The sequence below is a fragment of the Halobacterium jilantaiense genome, assembly GCF_900110535.1.
Taxonomy (GTDB): domain Archaea; phylum Halobacteriota; class Halobacteria; order Halobacteriales; family Halobacteriaceae; genus Halobacterium; species Halobacterium jilantaiense.
In genome coordinates, this window is the sequence record NZ_FOJA01000001.1 from 742,226 (window position 1) to 762,362 (window position 20,137).

At 69.3% G+C, this 20,137-nt stretch carries 22 protein-coding genes; 7 read left to right on the forward strand and 15 right to left on the reverse strand.

All coding sequences use genetic code 11. The features are described from left to right. Positions 1-18: 18 nt before the first annotated feature. From BMW35_RS03890 to BMW35_RS03930, 9 genes are all read right to left on the reverse strand, one after another. Positions 19-1,059: an ABC transporter permease gene (locus BMW35_RS03890; protein ID WP_245708130.1), complete on the reverse strand. Its 1,041-nt coding sequence runs from the start codon at positions 1,057-1,059 to the stop codon at positions 19-21. Then, on the reverse strand, positions 1,052-2,800 hold the full coding sequence (locus BMW35_RS03895) for an ABC transporter permease family protein (RefSeq protein ID WP_089668083.1): 1,749 nt from the start codon (positions 2,798-2,800) through the stop codon (positions 1,052-1,054). Before BMW35_RS03895 ends, BMW35_RS03890 begins: the two co-directional genes overlap by 8 nt. Continuing rightward, entirely contained in the window at positions 2,797-3,660 is an 864-nt protein-coding gene (locus BMW35_RS03900) for an ABC transporter ATP-binding protein (protein ID WP_089668084.1), read from the reverse strand. Before BMW35_RS03900 ends, BMW35_RS03895 begins: the two co-directional genes overlap by 4 nt. A 58-nt stretch (positions 3,661-3,718) precedes the next feature. After that, on the reverse strand, positions 3,719-4,486 hold the full coding sequence (locus BMW35_RS03905; protein WP_089668085.1) for a helix-turn-helix transcriptional regulator: 768 nt from the start codon (positions 4,484-4,486) through the stop codon (positions 3,719-3,721). Positions 4,487-4,711: 225 nt separating this feature from the next. Then, positions 4,712-5,959, reverse strand: coding sequence for a type III ribulose-bisphosphate carboxylase (gene rbcL, locus BMW35_RS03910; RefSeq protein WP_089670343.1), 1,248 nt, complete (start codon positions 5,957-5,959; stop codon positions 4,712-4,714). Positions 5,960-6,012: 53 nt separating this feature from the next. Then, positions 6,013-6,705: an SOS response-associated peptidase gene (locus BMW35_RS03915; protein ID WP_089668086.1), complete on the reverse strand. Its 693-nt coding sequence runs from the start codon at positions 6,703-6,705 to the stop codon at positions 6,013-6,015. 29 nt (positions 6,706-6,734) lie between these two features. Continuing rightward, on the reverse strand, positions 6,735-7,586 hold the full coding sequence (locus BMW35_RS03920) for a class 1 fructose-bisphosphatase (protein ID WP_089668087.1): 852 nt from the start codon (positions 7,584-7,586) through the stop codon (positions 6,735-6,737). After that, positions 7,586-8,377, reverse strand: coding sequence for a class I fructose-bisphosphate aldolase (locus BMW35_RS03925; protein ID WP_089668088.1), 792 nt, complete (start codon positions 8,375-8,377; stop codon positions 7,586-7,588). Before BMW35_RS03925 ends, BMW35_RS03920 begins: the two co-directional genes overlap by 1 nt. Before the next feature lie 94 nt (positions 8,378-8,471). Next, positions 8,472-9,170, reverse strand: coding sequence for a DUF7409 domain-containing protein (locus BMW35_RS03930; protein WP_245708132.1), 699 nt, complete (start codon positions 9,168-9,170; stop codon positions 8,472-8,474). 85 nt (positions 9,171-9,255) lie between these two features. Here BMW35_RS03930 and BMW35_RS03935 point away from each other — a divergent pair, with 85 nt between their 5' ends. Then, positions 9,256-10,116 carry a 3-hydroxyacyl-CoA dehydrogenase family protein gene (locus tag BMW35_RS03935; protein ID WP_089668089.1) on the forward strand — a complete coding sequence of 287 codons (861 nt, stop codon included), beginning with the start codon at positions 9,256-9,258 and terminating at the stop codon, positions 10,114-10,116. Between the two features lie 194 nt (positions 10,117-10,310). On the opposite strand, the gene BMW35_RS03940 is transcribed toward BMW35_RS03935, so the two are convergent. Further along, the gene (locus tag BMW35_RS03940; protein ID WP_089668090.1) at positions 10,311-11,354 is read right to left on the reverse strand and encodes a phytoene/squalene synthase family protein; all 1,044 of its coding nucleotides are present in this window, start codon (positions 11,352-11,354) and stop codon (positions 10,311-10,313) included. A 140-nt stretch (positions 11,355-11,494) separates the two neighbouring features. On the opposite strand from BMW35_RS03940, the gene BMW35_RS03945 reads away from it, so the two are divergent. Beyond that, positions 11,495-12,637, forward strand: coding sequence for an acyl-CoA dehydrogenase (locus tag BMW35_RS03945; protein WP_089668091.1), 1,143 nt, complete (start codon positions 11,495-11,497; stop codon positions 12,635-12,637). A gap of 43 nt (positions 12,638-12,680) precedes the next feature. Here BMW35_RS03945 and BMW35_RS03950 read toward each other — a convergent pair whose 3' ends face one another. Beyond that, entirely contained in the window at positions 12,681-13,199 is a 519-nt protein-coding gene (locus tag BMW35_RS03950; RefSeq protein ID WP_089668092.1) for a hypothetical protein, read from the reverse strand. Between the two features lie 155 nt (positions 13,200-13,354). Between BMW35_RS03950 and BMW35_RS03955 the strand changes: the two genes are divergently transcribed. Beyond that, positions 13,355-13,786, forward strand: coding sequence for a universal stress protein (locus BMW35_RS03955; RefSeq protein ID WP_089668093.1), 432 nt, complete (start codon positions 13,355-13,357; stop codon positions 13,784-13,786). 3 nt (positions 13,787-13,789) lie between these two features. On the opposite strand, the gene BMW35_RS03960 is transcribed toward BMW35_RS03955, so the two are convergent. Continuing rightward, positions 13,790-14,995: an inorganic phosphate transporter gene (locus BMW35_RS03960; protein WP_089668094.1), complete on the reverse strand. Its 1,206-nt coding sequence runs from the start codon at positions 14,993-14,995 to the stop codon at positions 13,790-13,792. A gap of 107 nt (positions 14,996-15,102) precedes the next feature. On the opposite strand from BMW35_RS03960, the gene BMW35_RS03965 reads away from it, so the two are divergent. From BMW35_RS03965 to BMW35_RS03975, 3 genes are all read left to right on the forward strand, one after another. Next, entirely contained in the window at positions 15,103-15,378 is a 276-nt protein-coding gene (locus tag BMW35_RS03965) for a DUF7111 family protein (RefSeq protein WP_089668095.1), read from the forward strand. A 70-nt stretch (positions 15,379-15,448) separates the two neighbouring features. Next, positions 15,449-16,633 carry a thiolase domain-containing protein gene (locus tag BMW35_RS03970; RefSeq protein ID WP_089668096.1) on the forward strand — a complete coding sequence of 395 codons (1,185 nt, stop codon included), beginning with the start codon at positions 15,449-15,451 and terminating at the stop codon, positions 16,631-16,633. Next, positions 16,630-17,013 carry a Zn-ribbon domain-containing OB-fold protein gene (locus tag BMW35_RS03975; RefSeq protein ID WP_089668097.1) on the forward strand — a complete coding sequence of 128 codons (384 nt, stop codon included), beginning with the start codon at positions 16,630-16,632 and terminating at the stop codon, positions 17,011-17,013. Before BMW35_RS03970 ends, BMW35_RS03975 begins: the two co-directional genes overlap by 4 nt. Here the strand turns inward: BMW35_RS03975 and BMW35_RS03980 are convergent. Genes BMW35_RS03980 through BMW35_RS03990 form a run of 3 tightly spaced genes read right to left on the reverse strand, consistent with a single transcriptional unit; the run spans position 16,990 to position 19,354 of the window. Beyond that, the gene (locus BMW35_RS03980) at positions 16,990-17,925 is read right to left on the reverse strand and encodes an alpha/beta fold hydrolase (RefSeq protein WP_089668098.1); all 936 of its coding nucleotides are present in this window, start codon (positions 17,923-17,925) and stop codon (positions 16,990-16,992) included. The two genes, BMW35_RS03975 and BMW35_RS03980, sit on opposite strands and share 24 nt — an antisense overlap. Before the next feature lie 42 nt (positions 17,926-17,967). Beyond that, the gene (meaB, locus tag BMW35_RS03985; RefSeq protein WP_089668099.1) at positions 17,968-18,936 is read right to left on the reverse strand and encodes a methylmalonyl Co-A mutase-associated GTPase MeaB; all 969 of its coding nucleotides are present in this window, start codon (positions 18,934-18,936) and stop codon (positions 17,968-17,970) included. A gap of 1 nt (position 18,937) precedes the next feature. Then, positions 18,938-19,354 carry a cobalamin B12-binding domain-containing protein gene (locus BMW35_RS03990; protein ID WP_089668100.1) on the reverse strand — a complete coding sequence of 139 codons (417 nt, stop codon included), beginning with the start codon at positions 19,352-19,354 and terminating at the stop codon, positions 18,938-18,940. Between the two features lie 120 nt (positions 19,355-19,474). Between BMW35_RS03990 and BMW35_RS03995 the strand changes: the two genes are divergently transcribed. Then, positions 19,475-20,083, forward strand: coding sequence for a DUF420 domain-containing protein (locus BMW35_RS03995; RefSeq protein WP_089668101.1), 609 nt, complete (start codon positions 19,475-19,477; stop codon positions 20,081-20,083). Positions 20,084-20,137: the final 54 nt, after the last annotated feature.

The following is a 20,137-nucleotide window of genomic DNA, read 5'->3' on the forward strand; positions in this document are numbered from 1 at the left end:
CCAGCGAGGCGTGAGCCGTCAGTCCTCGCCGCCGCCGGCGAACCACCGGAGGCCGGCGTAGGAGACCGCAGCGGCCGCGAGCGTCGCGGCGAGCGTGAGCCACGTCAGCGTCGTGGCGCTGTCGACGGCCAGCCGCGCGACGAGGTTCTGCGGGCTCTGCGGGAGCAGGCTGGCAGCGCCGAACGCCCCGAGCGCGACGAACGAGTACAGTAGCTGTGCCTCCCGACGCGCGCCGATTCGGAGCGCGAGCGCGGCACCCCCGGCGACCAGCACGGCCGCGACGCCCGTTACGAGCGCGAGCACCGCCAGTGGGTTCGCGATGCTCGTCCCGTTGTACGACAGCAGCGCGAGCCAGAGCGCGACCTGCGCGGGAGCCAGCCCGACGAGCGCGATGGCTTTCCCGTCGACCACGTCCCGTAGCGACAGCGGCGCGACACGGAGCAGTTCGAGGGTGCCGCGTTCGGCCTCCTCGGCGAGCGAGTCAGCCATCACGCTGCCGGAGATGAACGCCGGCAGGAACGCCAGCAGCGGCAGCAGGACGGTGTACGTGAACGAGAAGTAGGGGTTCGAGCGGTCCTCGGGCGGCAGGTCGAGGGGTTGGCGGTCGAGGCGCTGGGCGAAGGTCGTCCGCTGCTCGCGTTCGAGCGCGGACAGCGCGCTCTTCAGCTCCGAGACGACGAGCGTCGTGCGGAACGAGCCCTCCGGCGCTGTGGCTTCGACGAGGATGCGGCCGCCGGGTTGTGTCGTAGCGTGCAACAGCGCGTCGACATCGCCGCGCTGGAACGCCGAGCCGGCCCGAGACTGCGACTGGAACGGGACGACGCGGACGCCGCCGTCGGCGACCGTGGCGGCGATATCGCCGCTGGCGTTCCCGGTGACGCCGACGTCGACCTCGAGAGCGCCCTCCGTGGAGCCGGGGTCGTACAGCGAGACGAGGCCGACGACGAGGAACGACGAGAACCCCGCGATGAACAGCTGGATGACGAGCGCGAGCACGATGGTCTTCTCGGAGCGCAGCGACCCGAGCGTGCGGCGCGCGAGGACGATGCGGCTACCCAAGGGAGACCACCACCACTGCGAGGTTGTACGCGACGTGCAACACGATTGCGAGCGCGAGCGTGCCGAGGTACGCGAGCCGCGACCGGGCCGCGCCGACGGCGGAGACGGCCGCGGTCACGACGTGTAACGCCAGCGGCGCGACGAGCAACAGCCCCGGCGACGCGCCGAGCAACTCGGGTGAGAACGCCGCCTGTGCCACGTCTAGTTCGGGGAGTCCGACGAGCTGGGTGACCAGCAGGAGCTTCTCCGCGACGAAGAAGCCGACCCCGGAGGCAGCGCCGACGACCAGCGCGTTCCGGAACGACCGGTCGTACTGGCCGCGCTCGAACCCGGCGAACACGTGGACGCTCTTGGCGATCTCCTCGATGACGGCGACGACGCCCAGCAGCAGCGGGACCGAGATGGAGACCGGGGCGACGAACAGCACGGCGACGGCGAACAGTTCGCCGACGAAGACAAACGGCAGGAACAGCGCCGTCCAGAGGCCGGCCCGCCACCGGCTGGTGAGCGGCGCGGCGAGCGCGTCCAGGAACTTCGAGGGAATCGGGAGCTGCGTGAACATGTCCTCCTCGCGGTAGACGCCCGTACCGAGGCCGAAGAGGACGAACGCGGCGAGTCCCGGCGGCACTGTCGAGAGCACGAACTGGCCGGCGGTCACGCCGTCGCCCGTGATGGAGTCGACGACGACGGTTAGCGGCGAGATGGCGGCGATGGGGTGGACCTCCGCGAACACTGCGGGCACGAAGGCGTACGCCGTGAGCGCGACACTGACGGTGACGGTGACGAACGTGAGTTCCTTGTACGACCGGGCGAGCATCGCGCCGAAGAACGTCGCCGCGAGGAACAGCGCGGCCAGCGGCGTGATGGCGAGCACGGAGAGCGCACCGGCACCCGTCGCGACCGCGATGACGGAGATGAGCGCGAGCGCGCCGAGGAGGTACGGCAGCGTCTTCCCGGCGACGATGTCTCCGCGGGAGATGGGCGCGACGAGCATCGGTTCGCCCCGGCGGTTGATGCGTTCGGCGAGCACGCTGGACCCGTAGGCCTGAATCACGATGTTCAGCGGCAGCAGGAACGCGAACGCGAACACGAGCGACTGCAGCGGGAACGGCGGCGAAATCGACGAGGGCGTGCCGGACTGAGCCTGCCCGAGTAGGCCGCTCAGCCCGCCGCCGGTCGTCGGCACGTCGCCGCCACCGGTGGCCGCGTCGCCGCCGGACTGGACGCCGTCTCCACCCGTTCCGCCGTCGCCACCGGCGTCCGCGTCGCCGTCGGTCTGCTGGCCGTCGTCTGCGGGCTGGCCCGTGACCGAGATGGACTGCGGGAGGTAGGTCAGAGAGACGACGACCGGGAACGCGGCGGCCTGGTCGGGCTCCTGGCGCATCAGGAAGTCGTTGTACGACACTGTCGCCGACCGCAGCGTCGAGAGTGCGGCCCTGCCTTTCGGCGTGTCCCGGTAGGTGAGACTGGTCTCGGTGATGACCACGTCGGCCTCGGCAGTCGGGTCGACGGCCGCGAGCTGGGCGTCGCTGGCGACGACGTCGGCGTACTGGCTGTCGTCGGAGACGCCGACCCGGTAGATGCCTTCGCCGGGCGTCGGCCCCATCGTGACGAGCGCGGGGACGATGGCGGCGAGCGCGAGCAACACGACGACGAACGCGACCGCGGTCTCGCGGTCGATGTCGCCGGCGCTCCGGGTGGTCTCCCAGCGCGCGATGCGGGCGACGTTGCGCGCTTTCATGTTCCGGTCACGTCGAGGAAGACGTCTTCGAGGGTGGACTCGTCGGTGCGGATGTCGACGACCTCGCCGCCGCCGTCGCTCGCTTCCGACCGCAGCGCCTCCACGTCGTCCATCGACTCGACCTCGGTGACGTGGCGGTCGCCCGCGGGCTCCGAGTCGGCCAGCGGCACGTCGGTGAACACGCGGTAGGACACCTCGCCGTGTTCCTCACGGATGTCGGCGAGCGTCCCCGTGGCGGCCAGTTCGCCGTCCCGCATGATGGCGACGCGGTCGCAGACGCTCTCGACGTGGTGGAGGTCGTGGGCGCTGAACACGATGGTCTTCCCGTCGTCGGCGAGCTCTCGCGTGAACTCCACGACGGTGTTCGTCGTCAGCGGGTCGAGGCCGCTCGCGGGCTCGTCGTAGACCAGCACGTCCGGGTCGTTCACGAGCGAGCGCGCGATGGCGACCTTGCGCTTCATGCCCTTCGAGAAGTCCCCGACCGGGCGGTCGCGGGCGTCGAGGTCGAGGCGGTCGAGCGCGGCCTCGATGCGCTCGTTCGCGGCCTCCCGGTCGACGTCGTAGAGGTCCGCGAAGAATCGCAGGTAGCCCCGGGGACTCATCTCGTCGTACAGCGGCGATTCCTCCGGGAGGAAGCCCAGCGAGCGCCGCATCTCAGTCTCGCCGGCGTCGAAGCCGTTGACCGTGACGTCGCCGGCCGACGGCTCGACGAGGCCACAGAGCATCTTCAGCGTGGATGTCTTCCCGGCCCCGTTCGGCCCGACGAGCCCGAACACCTCCCCGGCGTCGACCTCGAACGAGACGCCGTCGACGGCGGTGACGTCCCCGTATCGTTTCTCCAGGCCCCTGACCGAAATCATAGCCGGGTGGAGGGACGGCTGCTGCTTGAGGGTTTGGGAGGCGGTAGCGACCGACTTGCTACTCGGGCAACTGGTCTGCGGCCGCCAGCAGGTCCTCGTAGACGCTCTCGGCCCACTCGACGGCCGCCGGAGCGTCGTTGCGGACGAGGCCCGTGTGAGCGGTCCCGTCGTAGAACAGCGCGGTGGCGTACGTCGTCTCCGGCGTCTCCACCAGCAGCAGGCTGTAGGCGAGTCCGTCCTCGACCTCTCGAAGCGCCATCCGGCCGGTGTCGCGGGCGTCGGCCACGGCACGCCTGTGGGAACCGACGAGCGCCGACAGGACTTCCGGGCCGAGGAGCAGTTCCATCTCCAGGCCCGCCTCGACAATCTGGTCGTGGAGCGTCGGCACCGTGCTGTCCAGCAGTGTGCTGGCGTACCCCCGGATGCGGGTCGCGTCGGCGGCGAGCGACCGGTAGGCCTCGGTCGCGCGCTGGGGTGCCACGGGCGACGCTTCCACGACGGCCGCATCCCGGAGCAGCGCGGTGTCGACGCGCGCGTCCTCGGGAAGCGTCCCGAGCACCGACGCCGCCGCGTCGAGGCCGTCGAGGTCCGCCGCCAGGGCCTCGTAGCTCTTCACCGCCAGCCGCCCCTGGAGCGTGAGTGAGACGCCGTCAGCGCGCTCGACGAACCCCTCGGCTTCGAGTTCGCGGACCGCACGGTCGACCGTCGACCGCGACACCCCGAGTTCCTCGGCGAGCCGCGGCTTCGAGCGCGACGCTGCCCGGACCGCGCGGAGCAGGTCGGCGCGGCGCGCGAGCACCTCGACGAGGGTCGAGGGAGCCGTCATTATTCACACCGCATCGCTGCCGCACGAAGAAACCACCGACTTAAGTGACCGATGCGCTTATATTCGTGTGTCAGCTGGCGGGAGGTTCTTCACGAGATAACGTAATGTTGAGCCGTCGCGTCCCACTGTTTGCTGGTGTTCACACACCGGCTGTGCCTCTGACAGGCTCCGGGCTGTCAACATTCTGCGCCCGGGCCACTCGATTCGTCCCAGCCGCGGGCTCGCTCAGCGCGGCGACCCGGTGCCCCACTTCTCCAGCGCCGTCGCCAGCTCGGGGTGGTCCTCAGCGTACGTCGCTGCGTCGACCCCGTCCTGATAGGCGTCGATTGCCTGCTGGAGCGCGCGAGCGCCCGCCTCGGTCCCGTCCGGGTGGCCGTGGATACCGCCGCCGACTTGCACGATAATGTCCTGTCCGAGCGCGTCCAGCAGCGGCGCGACGGTCCCCGGGTGCAGGCCGCCGGACGCCACCGGCAGCACGTCGCTGAGCCCGTAGAGGTCGCCGCTGAGCCACTCGTTGATGCCGGGCGTGTCCTCGTTCTCCAGTTTCCCGAGGCCCGCCGTTCCGGTGTGGATGTGGTCGACGCCCGTGAGCCGTGCGACCTGCGCGAGCACGCGCATCGAGACGCCGTGGTGGTCCAGCCGGTCGAACGCCGCGTGCATCGCTCTGTGTGCGTGAATCGCCAGCCCGTGGTCCGCGGCGTGCTCGCGGACGGTCTGGACCGCGGACCACCCGCAGGTAATCACGTCGACCATCACGAACCCGCCGCCCTGCTCGGCGACCAGTTCGAGGCGGTCGAGCATCGTCTCCGTGTCCGCCGTGATGTTCACGAGGTAGTCCTTCCGGTCGCCGGTCTCGTCCTCGGCGCGGTCCCGCATCTCGAAGGACTGCTTGACGCGGTCCTCGAAGCGATTGAACGACTGGTTCGTGAGGTTCTCGTCGTCCTTCAGCAGGTCGACCCCGCCGACCCACGCGTCGTAGCCGACCTGCGCGTGCTGCTCGGTGGAGAGCCCGACCTTCGGCTTCGGCACCGTCGCCGTCGCCGGACGGCCCTCGGCGTCCAGAATCTCGGTCTTCACGTCGCTGCCGTACTGCGGGCCGGGGAACGACGTCGCCAGCTCCTCGGGCCACTCGCAGTCGACCAGCCGGATGGAGTCGACCGCCTTCATCCCCATGATGTTGCCCGCGATGCAGGACAGAATCTGGGGCATGTTGCCCGCCTCGAAGAGGTCTCCCGGGTACGCCACCGTCACCTCGCCGTCGCCGATGTCGAAGGCCGTCGCCGACAGTTCGGTGACGCGGTCGGGGACGTTCAGCGCCGCCCACGTCCCGTTCGAACTCTCCGAGGCCACCCGGCCGGCGGCGTCGACCATGCTCATTCCCTCACCCGGGTCGAGCACGAACTGACAGACGAGGTCCGTGTCCCGGGGCTCGTAGCCGTCGTCGACGAAGTCCGCGTACTCGATGCCGGTCATGCGTGTCTGGAGCTTCACCGGCGCTCGCCAAGTGCGTTCGGTCGATTCCGAGATTACGGGACTGGCTCCACGAGCCCCGAGTGGTCGTTCGACGGGTCGTTGACCGCCGGCGAGACCGGCCACGCCTCGAAGCCGAACTCGCGGGGGGTCAGCAGGTCTCCCGGGTCCTCGGCCGTCAACCACTGCTCGCCCTGCTCGCGGTCCAGTGGCACCGCCATCCGGTGGTGGTAGTCCGCGAGGAAGTCGTTTGGCTCCGTCGTCACGATAGTGAACGACCGCACCGTCTCGGCCTCCCGCGTCGGCCCGCCCCCGTCCCCGAACTCGCCGAGACCCGTCTGTGTCTGCTCGGGCGTCCACGTCTCCCAGATCCCGGCGAGCAGGAACGGGCGGTCGTCCGCCCGGGACACGAAGTACGGCGTCTTCCCGTCAGCGTCCGCCACCCACTCGTAGAACCCGTCGACCGGCACCAGACAGCGCCGCTGCTCGTACGCCTCGCTGAAGTGGCGCTTCTCGGTCAGTGACTCCGCGCGGGCGTTGATTGGGTCGGGGTCGGCCCGGGGGCCGTCGGACCACTCCGGCACCAGCCCCCAGCGAGCACTCGACAGCCGCTCCGGCGCGTCGTCCAGAATCACGGGGAGGTCCTGGCTCGGCGCGGCGTTGTACGTCGGCTCGAAGTCGGCGTCGCCGAGCCCGAACTCGGCGGCGACCGCCTCGGGGTCGGAGAACAGCGCGTACCGGCCACACATACTCGACGGGAGGGGCTGCGGGCGCTTAGTCAGTCCGGTAGCGCCGCCTCCAGGTCCTCGATGACCGCGTCGTTGCCGACGAACGTCGGCGTGCGTTCGTGGAGCCGCGTCGGCTCCAGGTCCAGCAGCGACCCGCTGCCGTCCGAGGACGACCCGCCAGCCGCCTCCACGACGTACGCCATCGGCATCGACTCGAAGTGCGCGCGCAGCTTCCCGTCGGGCGCGGACGACAGCCCCGGGTAGCCGAACGCGCCACCGTAGACGAGCACCTGATTCACGTCCGCTATCATCGCGCCGCCGTACCGGAGCTTGAGGTCGTCCTCGACGTTCCGGACGAACGCCTCGAAGTCCTCGCTCCACTCGGGGACGCGGCCACCGAAACCGTAGACGGTCGGGTCCGCCGGCAGTTCGACCAGCCCGAGGTCGGTGCGGCCGTCGTCGTCCACGAGGTACTCGCGGACCTCGTCGTTCCGCGCGACTACCATCGTCGTCGTCGGACCGTACAGCACGAACCCGGCGGCGACGAGACTCGACCCCGGAGCCGGCAGCGGCTGGTCGTAGACGCCGACGACGGTCCCGCAGGGGTTGTTCGACTTCACGTTCGAGGAGCCGTCGAGGGGGTCCAGCGCCACCGCGTATCCCTCGTCGGCGTCCCCGACGGTCACGACGGCGTCCCGCTCCTCGCTCGCGTACCAGTTCACGCCCTCGATGGCGTCCGTGCGGTCGAACAGCAGGTCGTCGGCCCACACGTCCGCCTCCAACTGGGTGTCCCCGGAGACGTTCTCGTCGTCGCGCTTCGCGCGGCGCTCCGGGAGCCCCGCTCGAATCTCGGGGGCCGCGTCCGCGACGGTGTCGAAGACTCGGTCGACGACGTCCGCCATCAGATGCGGGACAGCGCCTCCTCGACGCTGGTCTCCTCGTAGATGACGGCCTCGAGGCCGTCGAGGAACGCCGCCGGGTTCTCGCGCTGCCAGACGTTCCGGCCCACGGCGAGCCCCGTAGCGCCGGCGTCGATGGCACCTTTCACTGTCTCCAGGAAGTCGCGGTCGCTCGTCTTCGACCCGCCGGACATCACGACCTCGGTCGGGCCCGCCATGTCGACGGCGTGGGCCATGTCCTCGCTGCTACCCGGATACTTCACCTTCGCGATGTCGGCCCCGAGTTCGAGCGCCTGCCGTGCCGCGTACGCGATGGTGTCGGGCTTCTTGTCGTTTTTCAGTCCCTGACCGCGCGGGTACGACCACATCACCACGGGCAGGTCGTGCTCGCGAGCGGTCTCCTGAGCGTCCCGGAACTCTTCGGCCATCTCGACCTCGCTGTTCGACCCGCCGTACATCGTGAACCCGACCGCGTCGGCTCCGACTTCGGCGGCGTAGTCGACCGTCCAGTTCACGGCCGAGTCCGGCTCGCCCATCCAGAGGTTCGACGTGCCGTTGAGCTTCGCGAGGAGGTTCACGTCGTCCTCGTAGGAGGGGTAGTACGCCTCCGCGATGCCCTTCTGGACGGCCATCGCGGACACGGCGTCGTGGGTCGCGACGTCCCAGACCGCTTCCGGGTCCTTGGTCTCGGGCACCGCCTCGAAGTCGACCGGGCCGTGTTCGAGGCCGTGGTCGTACGCGAGAATCAGTACCTTCCCGTCGCGAGAGATCGGTGAGTCCTCGAAGGGTCGCATCACCTCAAACTGCAACGGAGAGGGATAAGAGTCTAACCCTCTGCTCGGGTCGCAGCCCCGTTCTTTCGGGCGTTTTGACTACAAACCGAGTAAACTACTGGGCGTGTTCGCGGGCGGCGTCCCGGAGCGCCCGAACACGGTCGCTTGACACGCCCAGGGAGTCAGCGACCTGGTCGACGTGGGCGGTCGCGAGGCTCCGCACCGACGTGATGCCTGCCCGGCTGAGCATCGCCGCCGCGTCCGCATCGACGGCGTCGAGAGCCGTCACGGGCGTCGGTTCGGACGCCTCCCGCCACGCCGCTTCCTCGCGCTCGAAGGACTCGTCCACGCGACCGTTCGGCCACGAATCCTCGCGCCACGCCGCCTCTCCGTCCTCCTCCTCCGTGTCGTCGGTCCGACCCGGCGGCTCGGCCGCCGCGGGCTCCCCACCGCCGGCGGCTGCGGCGGCCTGCCAGTCGGCTTCCTCGGCCGTCGCGTCCCCGCTCCCGTCGGCCTCGGCGTCGTCGCCGTAGCTCGCGGCGACCCACTGGCGCTCGTCGTCCTCGAGGCCCCGCACCTGCTCGGCGCGCTGATCGAGGTCCTCACCGCCCTCGAACGACCACTGCAGGGAGTGCTCGCGTCGGATGCGCGCCGCCACGCCGGGGTTGACGCCGTACTCGACGAGCTGCGCGTGGGAGACGCGTTTGCCCGTCACGTCCTCGCGGGTCACGTTTGCGGCCGCCAGCACGCCGGCTGTCTCGGGGCCGACGAACTGGAGCTCGCGGAGCGCGTCCTGGGCGTCATCGGGTGCCACGGTTGCGTGAATGGTGCGACCGGAGCGGCTTCAGTGTTTCCACGTTTCCGGCACCCTTAGGTTCCGGCCCGTCCCAGCGTCGGGTATGCGAGACCTCGCAGACATCGAGACCGTCGGCGTCGTCGGTGCCGGCACGATGGGCGCTGGCATCGCGCAGGTCGCCGCGACAGAAGGCTACGATGTCGTGATGCGCGACATCGAGGAGGACTACGTGGAGTCCGGCTTCGACAGCATCGAGTCCTCACTGGAGCGCTTCGTCGCCAAGGACGAACTGAGCGAGGACGAGGCGGACGCCGTCGTCGACCGCATCGAGGGGACGACGGAGCTCTCGGACCTCGCGGACTGCGACGTGGTCGTCGAGGCCGCCCTCGAAGACATGGACGTCAAACAGGACATCTTCGCGGACCTCGACGACACGGTCCCCGAGGACGTCGTGCTCGCGACGAACACGTCCACGCTCTCCATCACGACCATCGCGTCGGTGACCGACCGCGAACGGCAGGTCGTCGGCCTCCACTTCATGAACCCCGTCCCCATCATGACTGGCGTCGAAGTCGTCGTCGGCGAGAAGACCGACGCGGACGTGGCCTCGTTCGCCCACGAGTTCGCCGAGGCGCTCGGCAAGGAGACGTGGGAGTCCGACGACAAACCCGGGTTCGTCACGAACCGCGTGCTGATGCCGTGGATCAACGAGGGCATCCGCGCCTTCGACGAGGGCGTCGCGACGAAGGAGGACCTCGACAAGGGGATGAAACTCGGCACGAACGTCCCGATGGGGCCCCTGGAGCTCGCCGACCACATCGGCCTCGACATCTGTCTGGACGCCAGCCAGACCCTCCACGAGGAGCTGGGCGACCGCTACAAGCCCGCCTACCTCCTCAAGCGGAAGGTCGACGCCGGCGACCTCGGGAAGAAGACCGGCGAGGGCTTCTACGAGTACGAGTAGCGCGGCCCTCGGTTTCGAGCAGACAGCACGGTCCTCGCGGGCGAGTGTGCTGTACTCCCGCCACGGCGTCGCCCGCGTCAGCGTTTCAGGTCACGGGCCGCCCTGGTCCCGCCCTCGTTTTTGAACCTTCACAGCCGGTGGCTCGTCAGTCGCTGCTGGCGGAGTGGCGATGGACGGCGAGAACTGAGCGCTAGTCAGGACAGCTTGCCGGCGGCGATGCGTTCGCGTGCGGAGTCGATAGTGTTCCGGTCGAAGTCGCCGGCGACGAGCGCGAGCACGGCGTGAACTTCCTCTCTATCGACTTTGACGTCGCCCTCGCGGACCACGTCTTGCGGGCGGTCGCCGAGTTCGCGCATCGTCCCGACCGCGAGTAGGAACGGGACGGTCCACGCGGCGAGCGTGTTCCCCTGGCTGGTCGGCATCACCTCCAGCCAGCGCTGTGCGCCGTCGACGTAGCCTCGGGCGCGGTCGGTGACGCGCTCGACGACCGAGCCGACGCGGGTGGCGTTCTCGGGGTCCGCGACCTCGTCGGGGTCGAGGCCGTGGTCGTCGAGCCACGCCTGCGGGAGGTAGACGTTGTTCTCCTCCTCGTAGTCCGGGCGCACGTCCTTCGCGACGTTCACGAGCTGGAGGAGCAACGCGAACGACCGGGCGTTCTCCCGCATCGCGTCGGCTGCATCGGGCGTGGCGTCGTGGGCGAGCAGTTCGGTGACGAGCTCGCCGACAGTGCCCGCGACGTACCAGCAGTACTCCTCGAGTTCGGTCGCCGACTGGATGCGGAGCCCGCCGGCGTCCGCGTACCGCTCGACGAACGACGCCATCCCGGTCGCCATCTCGCGAACTGTCGGCCGGATAGCCTCTCTGGCGTCCTCGTCGAGGCTCTCGAACGCGGCGACCACGCGGGGGGCCTCGGCGACGACGCGCCAGTCGGCGTTCGGGTCGTCCGGGACGTACTCGGCGACCGCAGTCTCGAAGTCGTCGACCGTCGTCTCGTCGTCGGTGTCGAGGACGGCGTCGTAGGTCTCTAGGAGCACGCGCTGCTCGTCCGGGGGAATCGACGTGGCGTCCTCGACGGTGTCGGCGACCCGACAGAGGAGGTAGCCGACGCAGATGCGCGTCGCCATCGGCTCTTCGAGGGCGTCGATGGTCAGCGCGAACGTCCGGGAGACGTCCTGTACCGCGTCGTGGCACCACTCGCGGTCCGACATTGTCGGCGGCTGGGACTGACGGCCGTCCATTACTCGTCGCCAATTATGGTGGGGGAATACAAAAGGGATTGGGGCGCTGGCCGGGACAGCGGGCCGGCACCGGCACAGCGAGACCCGGAGGCGGGAGCCGGGATGAGAACAGTAAAGGATTGACCGACGAACCGTTACGCATGGACTTCACGCGCTCCGCAGAGCACAGCCAGATAACCGACATGGTCGCGGAGTTCGTCGACGAGGAAGTGAAACCCCGGGCCGCCGAAATCGACAAAGAGGACGAGTTCCCGTGGGACCTCGTCGAGGAGATGAGCGAACTCGGCCTGATGGGGATGCCGTTCCCCGAGGAGTACGACGGCGCGGGCCTCGACTACCACGCGTACGCCAGCGCCCTCGAGGAGATTGCTCGCGGCAGCGGCGGGCTCGGCACCGTCGTCGCGGCGCACACGAGCCTCGCCGGGAACATGCTGTACGAGTACGGCGACGAGGATCAGAAACAGGAGTACCTCGCGGGTCTGAACCGCGGTGACGACATCGGCGCGTTCGCGCTCTCGGAGGCAGAGGCGGGCTCCGACGTGCCGTCGATGCAGACGACGGCCGAACGGGACGGCGACGAGTACGTCCTGAACGGCGACAAGCTCTGGATTTCGAACGGGAGCGTCGCGAACACCGTGACCGTGTTCGCGAAGACCGACCCCGATGCGGGCCACCGCGGCATCTCGTCGTTCGTCGTTCGACCCGAGGAGGACGACGGCTTCATCGTCGAGGGCACCGAGGAGAAGCTCGGCGACAAGGGCTGTCCGACCGCCGAACTCCGCTTCGACGACATGCGCATTCCCGCGGACCGCATCCTCGGCGAGGAGGGCGACGGCTTCCGGCACGCGCTGGAGACGCTGAACGGTGGCCGCATCACCATCGCGGCGCGCTCCATCGGGCTGGCGCGAGCGGCGCTGGAGGACTCCCTGGAGTACGCCCAGGACCGCGAGCAGTTCGACCAGCCCATCAGCGACTTCCAGACCATCCAGCACAAGCTCGCCGACATGGACACGAAAGTCGAGTCGGCCGAACTGCTGATGCACAAGGCGGCGGACAAGAAGATGCGCGGCGAGCGCTTCATCAAGGAGGCCGCGCAGGCGAAGCTGTACGCCTCCGAGATTTCTCGCGAGGTCACCAACGAGGGCATCCAGATTCACGGCGGCTACGGCTACACGAAGGACTTCGACGTGGAGCGGTACTACCGCGACGCGAAGCTCAACGAAATCTACGAGGGGACCTCGGAAGTGCTGCGAAACACCATCGCGAACGAACTGCTGGACTGAGCAACGGGACTACCGCCTGATAAACTCTCGTTGACTCCTTTAGCTACGACGCGAGTTCGTCGAAGTCGACGACTTCCGGGCCGGTCATGACGAGTTCGCCGCCGTCGCTGTGGCACGGCGCGTCCGTACCAGCGTCGAACTCGCCGTCGCCGTCGCTGTCGGCGTAGGCGACGACGCGAATCTCGTGTGAGCCCCGCAGTGGGTCGTCGAGAACGACCGTGTCTCCGTCCGCCGCAACCGCGTAATCGGGGTTCGTATTGCTGACTTTCGTCGTCCCAAGGACCGTCTCGTCTTCGAGCACGACGAGGAGGGCGCTGCTGTCCGCGGGCAGCGTGTATCCGACGGCGACCTCGTCGGTCGACCAGCCGTAGTCGCCGGGGCTCCCGAGCCCGTAGAACGCCAGCCCGCTCGGACAGCCGTCCTGAACTGGCGTCGGCGTTCCGGACTGCGGAATCGTCGTCGGCTGGTCGCTCCCACCGGTCCCGCCCACAGAGAGACAGCCCGCGAGCACCACGAGGACGACCACACTCAGTACGACTGCCGGCCGAGGCCCGATGTCCATACCACGTCTTCACCACCCGAGAAGAAAGCGGTCAGGGAGGGTCAAACGAGCGCTTGGGTCGGTGCGCCGGACAGCAGGGAGGCGCACGGTGCGGTTGGGGACGCTGAACTGACACCGACACGGAGCTACTTGTGTGTCGGCCGCGAACGCCCGGTATGAGTCAGGGCGAGGTGCTCGTCCCGCTGGACGGGTCGCCGCTAGCCGACGAGGCGCTCCGGGAGGCGCTGGCGCTGTTCGACGCCCCGGTCACCGTGTTGAACGTGGTGACGCCGCTGGACAGCGGGATGAGCGAGGGCGGCGTCCTCCAACGCGACGAACAGCGGGAGGCCGCGGCGATGGAACGCGCGGATTCGCTGGTCGCGCGGGCGAGCGACCGGGCTGCCAGCCAGGGGCGAACCGTGGAGACCGTCGTGGAGACCGGGGAGCCGGCGGAGACGATTCTCGCGTACGTCGAGGCCAACGACGTCGACCACGTCGTGATGGGGGGCCACGGCGGCCCGGACGCCGGGCTGGCCGAACGCCTGCTTGGGACGGTCGCGACGAAGGTCGTGACCGAGTCGCCGACGTCCGTCACGGTCGTTCGGTGAACGTCACGGGCCGAGGACCGCAGCGAGCCCCCTGTACGCGCCGAAGCCGACGAGCACGGACCCGACGAGTGTCACGACCCAGAACGTGACCGTGGTGAGGATTTTGCCGCGAGAGACACCCGCCGACCCGCCGGCGAGCCCGCCGCCGATGACGCCGGAGATGATGATGTTGTTGAACGAGATGGGGATGCCGAGGAAGATGGCGGCCTGCGCGATGATGAACCCCGGGACGAGGGCTGCGATGGACCGTCGGACGCCGAGTTGCGCGTACTCCCGGGAGGTCGCCTGGAGAAGGCGGGGGGCACCCATCCACGCGCCGCCGAGGATGCCGGCCGCGCCGAGCGCGAGCAGGACGAGGCTCGGGAGTTCGAGTTCGGCGCTGTAGAGGTTCTCGAGGGGACCGGTCGCCAGTCCCACCTGGCTGCCGCCGCTGGAGAACGCGACGATGCTCCCGAGCACGAGCAGGAACGTCTTCACGCCGCCCTCGACGGACTGCTTGGTTCGCGCTCGGATGAACTGGAATCCGAGCGCCGCGAACACCAGAGACACCGCAACGGCAGCGGCGTCGACACCAGCCACGCTCGGCGTGTCGACGGTTCGCGCGACTGCGCCCGCGAGCGAGCCCTGGCTCGCGCCGGGCGGCGACGGCAGCACGCTCAGCCGGACGTTCGCGACGACGCCCGCGACGAGCGCGGCGAGCAGCGGAATCGAGACTGTCTCGGGCACGTCGTCGCGGCGCAGCAGCGACGCCGTTGCGTACGCGAGCCCGCCGGAGACCGGCGGGACGAGCGCCCAGAAGACGGCGATGCGCTGGTAGGTGCCGATGGCGGGATCGCCCCCGAGCGAGCGGCCGACGCCGACCATCGCGCCCGTAGTGGCGAACGCCGCGGGCACGGGGTAGCCGGTGTAGATGCCGAACGCCATGAAGCTGGTCGCGGTGAGCAGCCCGGCCGTCGCCGCCAGCGACGTGATGTCGACGCCGTCGACGAGTCCGGCACCGACCGTCTCGGAGATTGCGCCGCCCTGTGTGAGCGCGCCCGCGGCGGCGAGAATCCCGATGAGGAACGCCGCCCGCATCGTCGACACGGCGTTCGCGCCGATTGCGGGGGCGAACGGCGGCGAGTTGCTGTTCGCGCCGAGCGTCCACGCCGTCCCGAGGCTGGTCGCGGTGGCGACGGCGACCAGCGCCCAGAAGACGACGTCAGCCATTCGGTGCAGGCCCCGGGGTCATGTCGTGGCTTTCGGCGGTGGGTGATATATACGTTCCCGCGGGCAGAGCCGCCGCGTTTTTGCCCGCGCCGGCCGAACTCCCGCCGATGACCGAGGAGACCGCCGAGGCCGACGGTATCACTGCCCGGTACTACGAGACGGAGACGGAACGCGTCCTGGAGTTCTCCAGCGACACGGGGACCGCGGCGGTCGCGCAGAACGTCGAGGGGTACGCGATGCTGAAGGTGCGGCCGTCCGCGGACGGCGACGAGCTGGAGCGCTACTACGGCTTCGACATGGCGCTCGACCACGCCGCCGAACTGCTCGGCGTGAGCGAGCACGACCTCCCGGTGCCCGAGGCCGCGTCGGACATGGGGATGTAGCCCGCGGCGAGTCCGCGACTTGGTCCCCGGTTCCGCACACCTTTTGAACCCACTTGCAGTACGGACGTACATGACAGATGCACGCGTGGCCGGCGTGGGGCTGACGCACTTCGGCGTCCACCCGGAGCGGACGAGCCGCGACTTGTTCGCGGAGGCGGGACTCGCCGCGCTCGACGACGCGGGAGTCGACCGCGAGGACGTCGAGGCCGTCCACTACGGGAACTTCATGGGAGAGCTGAGCGAACACCAGGGCCACCAGGGGCCGCTGGCGGCCGAAGCACTGGGGCTCGACGTGCCGGCGACGCGCTACGAGTCGGCGTGCGCGTCCAGCGGCGTGGCGCTCCGGCAGGCCGTCCGGGACGTCCGGAACGGGGAGGCCGACGTGGTCGTGGTCGGCGGTAGCGAGCGCATGAACAACCTCAGCACCGCGGAGTCGACGGAGGCGCTGGCCATCGCGGCCGACGACCTCTACGAGGTGCGGGCGGGGATGACGTTCCCCGGCGCGTACGCGCTGATGGCGTCGGCGTACTTCGAGGCGTTCGGCGGCTCCCGGGAGGACCTCGCGCATATCGCGGTGAAGAACCACGCGAACGCGCTGGGCAACGACCACGCCCAGTACCAGCGCGAGATTACCGTCGAGGACGCCCTCGATTCGCCGCCGGTGGCCGAACCGCTGCACCTCTACGACGCCTGTCCCGTCACCGACGGCGCGAGCGCGGTCGTTCTCGTCAGCGAGGCGTACGCGGCCGAGCACGACGTCGACGCCGACGTGGCGGTCACGGGCACGGGCCAGGGCGGCGACAACATGGCGCTCCAGGACCGCGACGACATGGCGACCTCTCCGGCCGCGACCGACGCCGCCGAGGAGGCGTACGCGGACGCCGGCGTCTCGCCGGGCGACGTAGACCTGGCGGAAGTCCACGACTGCTTCACCATCGCGGAGGTGTTGGCGACCGAGTCCCTGGGCTTCTTCGAGCACGGCGAGGGGGTCACGGCCGCCCGCGAGGGTGTCACGACCCGCGACGGCGACCTCCCGGTGAATCTCTCGGGCGGCCTGAAAGCGAAGGGGCACCCCGTCGGTGCGACCGGCACCAGTCAGGTCGCCGAGCTGACGAAGCTGCTGCGGGGCGACCACGTGAACAGCGAGCACGTCGCCGACGCGTCCACGGCTGTCGCGCACAACGCCGGTGGGACGGTCGCGAGCGCGGTGGTCCACGTGCTCGAAGCCGTCGACGACGAGGAGGTGGGAGCATGAGCGAGGACGTGCGGGACGCCGGCTACGACGACTTCGTGGACGCGCTCGCGGCCGGCGACGGCTACTACCTGGAGTGCAGCGAGGGTCACGGCAGCCTGCCGCCGCGGCTGGCGTGCCCGCAGTGCGGCGACCGCGACCTCGCGGAGACGCCGCTGCCCGAGACGGGGACCGTCGACTCGTGTTCGACGCTCCACGTGGCGACGCCGGCGTTCGCCGACGACGCGCCCTACGTCGTCGCCGTGGTGGACTTCGGTGCGGTGCGGCTCACCGGGCAGGTGCGTGCAGACCCCGGCGAGGTCGACATCGGGACCGAGGTCACCGCGAGTGTCGGCGAGACGGAGACGACCGGCGAGCGCCTAGTGACGTTCGAGCGCCGGTAGCTCGTCGCGCACCGCTTCGAGGAAGGAGTCGGGCTGTTCTGCGTGCGGGAGCAGGCTGGTGTCGTCGAGGACGACCAGCCGAACGTCCGCGTCGTCCGCGAGGTCGTGGCCCTCCGACAGCGGTGTGATTTTCGCCTCTCGGCCCCAGACGAGCGTGACGGGGGCGTCGACGCCGGCGAGCGTGTCCGCGAGGTCGACGTTCGGGTCGAGGAAGCTGCCGGCGAAGGACGCGGGCGCGAACCGCGCGCCGGGCTGGTGGCTCGTGGTGTACTGGTAGTCCACGAGGCCCTCGGGGACGTTCTCGGTTCGGTAGAAGGCGTCGCGGTCGTTGAACCACTCGAGGCCGCGCCGGCTGGTGAGCGCGTTGAACAGCCCGGAGCCGACGACCGGCGTCCGGAGCAGGCGACGCACCACCGGCCGGCGCTGTCCGGTGTCGGCGGTCGGGCAGACGAGCACGAGTCCCGAGAGGTCGGCCTCGTCGGCGGCCATCGCGGCCCACGACCCGGTCAGGGAGGACGCGACGACGACCGCGTCCTCGGCCGTATCGGTGACGAAGTCGGCGACGAACTGCTCGTAGAGCTTCGACGTGTACGCGACCGGCGGTCGGTCGCTGCGGCCGAACCCGGGGAGGTCGGGCGCGAGCACGTGGTAGTCCTCGGCGAGCGCGTCGAACACCTCGCCGAACTCGCGGCTGGACGCGGCGGCGTTCACGCCGTGCAGGAGCACCACGTCCGGGTGCTCGGGGTCGCCCGCCTCGGTGTAGGCGATGTCGAAGCCGCGCCAGTGGTACGTCCCCTGGTCGCCGTCGAGGGCGGGGTCGAGGTCGCCGACTCGGGCTCGGAGGAGGCGGTTCGCGCCCGCCGTAGCGGCGACGCCGGCGGCGGCACCAGCGAGGAGTCTGCGGAGTCGCATGAGAGAACCGAGAACTGCCAGGTGTTTAGCCGTTGTGTCGGGTCAGTCGCCGAGGGCGTCCCGGACCGGTGCGACCACGTCGTCGGCGACCTCGTAGGGCGTGGTCTCGCCGGCGTCGATGCGCGCGACGAGTTCGTCGATGCCGCCGCGGGCTTCCAGTTCGGCTTCGAGGAGTTCGCTGGCGTCCTCCCGGAGGAGGGTCCGGAGCTCTTCGGCGTACCGCGTGTGGCGTTTCTCCTCGCGTCGGCCCGACTCGTCGAGCCAGTCGGTGTGGGCCTCGAAGACGTCCATCAGTTCGGGGACGCCGGTGCCGTCTTTCGCGATGGTCTCGGCGATTTCGGGGTCCCAGTCGCCGTCCTCGGCGTCCCGCAAGTCGAGCATGTTCCGGAGTTCGGTGACAGTCTTGTTCGCGCCCTCGAGGTCGGCCTTGTTGACGACGAAGACGTCTCCGATTTCGAGGATGCCGGCCTTCAGCATCTGGACGTCGTCACCGGAGGACGGCGGCACGAGCACGGCCACCGTGTCGGCCGTCTTCACGACGTCGACCTCGTTCTGGCCGGCACCGACGGTTTCGATGATGATCTTGTCTTTGCCGAACGCGTCCAGTGCTTTCACGGCGTCCGCGGTCGCGGTGGAGAGCCCGCCGAGGCTGCCGCGGGCGGACATCGACCGGAAGAACACGTCCATGTCCGTCGCGGTCGACGCCATCCGGATGCGGTCGCCGAGAACAGCGCCGCCCGTGAACGGACTGGACGGGTCGACGGCGATGACGCCGACGGTCAAGCCCTGGTCGCGGTACGCTTTCGCGAGTTTGTCCACGAGCGTGGACTTCCCGGAGCCGGGGCTCCCCGTGATGCCGATGACGTCGGCGTTCCCGGTGTGGGGGTAGAGCGCCGAGACGACGCCGCGGTAGCCCGGCGTCCGGTTCTCGATTTTCGTGATGGCGCGGGCGAGCGCCCGGTGTTTGCCGTCGAGGAGCTCCGAGACGAGTTCGGGCTGGTCGGTCGCCATCTCAGTCACGCTGCGGGACGTTGTTCTCGATGAACTCGATGGTCTCGGCCATCGGCGTGCCCGGCCCGAAGATGGCGTCGACGCCCGCGTCCTCCAGTTCGGGTCGGTCCTCGTCGGGGATGATGCCACCGACGATGACCAGCGTGTCGTCGAAGGCGTCGTACTCCTCGAGGCCCTCGATGATTTTCGGGACGAGCGTGTTGTGCGCACCGGAGAGGATGGAGATGCCGAGCACGTCGACGTCCTCCTGAACGGCGGCCTGCACGATTTCCTCGGGGGCCTTGTGGAGCCCCGAGTAGATGACTTCGAAGCCGGCGTCCCTGAACGCCCGCGTGATGACGTGGGCACCCCGGTCGTGGCCGTCCAGCCCGACCTTCGCCACGAGACACCGGACGTTCCGCTGAGTTTCCTCGCTCATGGACGAAGAATTGCCGCATGACCGTTTCACTCTAACGGACTTGTATTACAGTTACGGTTGCACTACTCCAATTCGGCTTGAAGCGAAAACGGGTTCCCCCACCCGTCCTAACGTCCGGACATGGCAACGGCCGACGCTCCTGGCTACGCGAAGACGCACCCGAGACGCGTCACGGTAGTGCTGTCGGTGATCGGGTACGCGCTCGTCATCGGCGCGTTCGAGGGACTCATCCCCATCTTCCCGGACCTCTCCAAAGAGACCGTGTTGCTGTTCTCGGACGCCATCGCCGTGGTGAACACGCTCGCGCTCACGAGCATTCTGGCGGGCGTCGCGTTCATCAAGCGCGGCGAGGTCAGGAAGCACCGGGCGGCGATGCTCACCGCCTTCACGCTCATCTGTCTGTTCCTCGTGCTGTACCTCTGGAAGGTCGGCGGCGGCTTCGAGAAGTCCATCGTCATCGAGGAGGGGATGTTCCTCGGGCAGTACGCCGGCACCGTCGAAATCGCCTACCTCCTGATGCTCGCGATTCACATCTTCCTCTCCGTCGTCGCCGTCCCGGTCGTGTTGTACGCCGTGATTCTCGGCCTCACGCACACCCCCGCGGAGCTCCGCGAGACCAGCCACGCGAAGTACGGCCGCATCGCCGTCGCCTCCTGGACCGTGTCGCTGTTCCTCGGCGTCGTCACGTACCTCATGCTGAACCACGTCTACACTTGGGTGCCGCGGTAACGACGACACGGACCTCGGCACCGACACCTATTTGCTGGCCGCACTGCCTTCTCC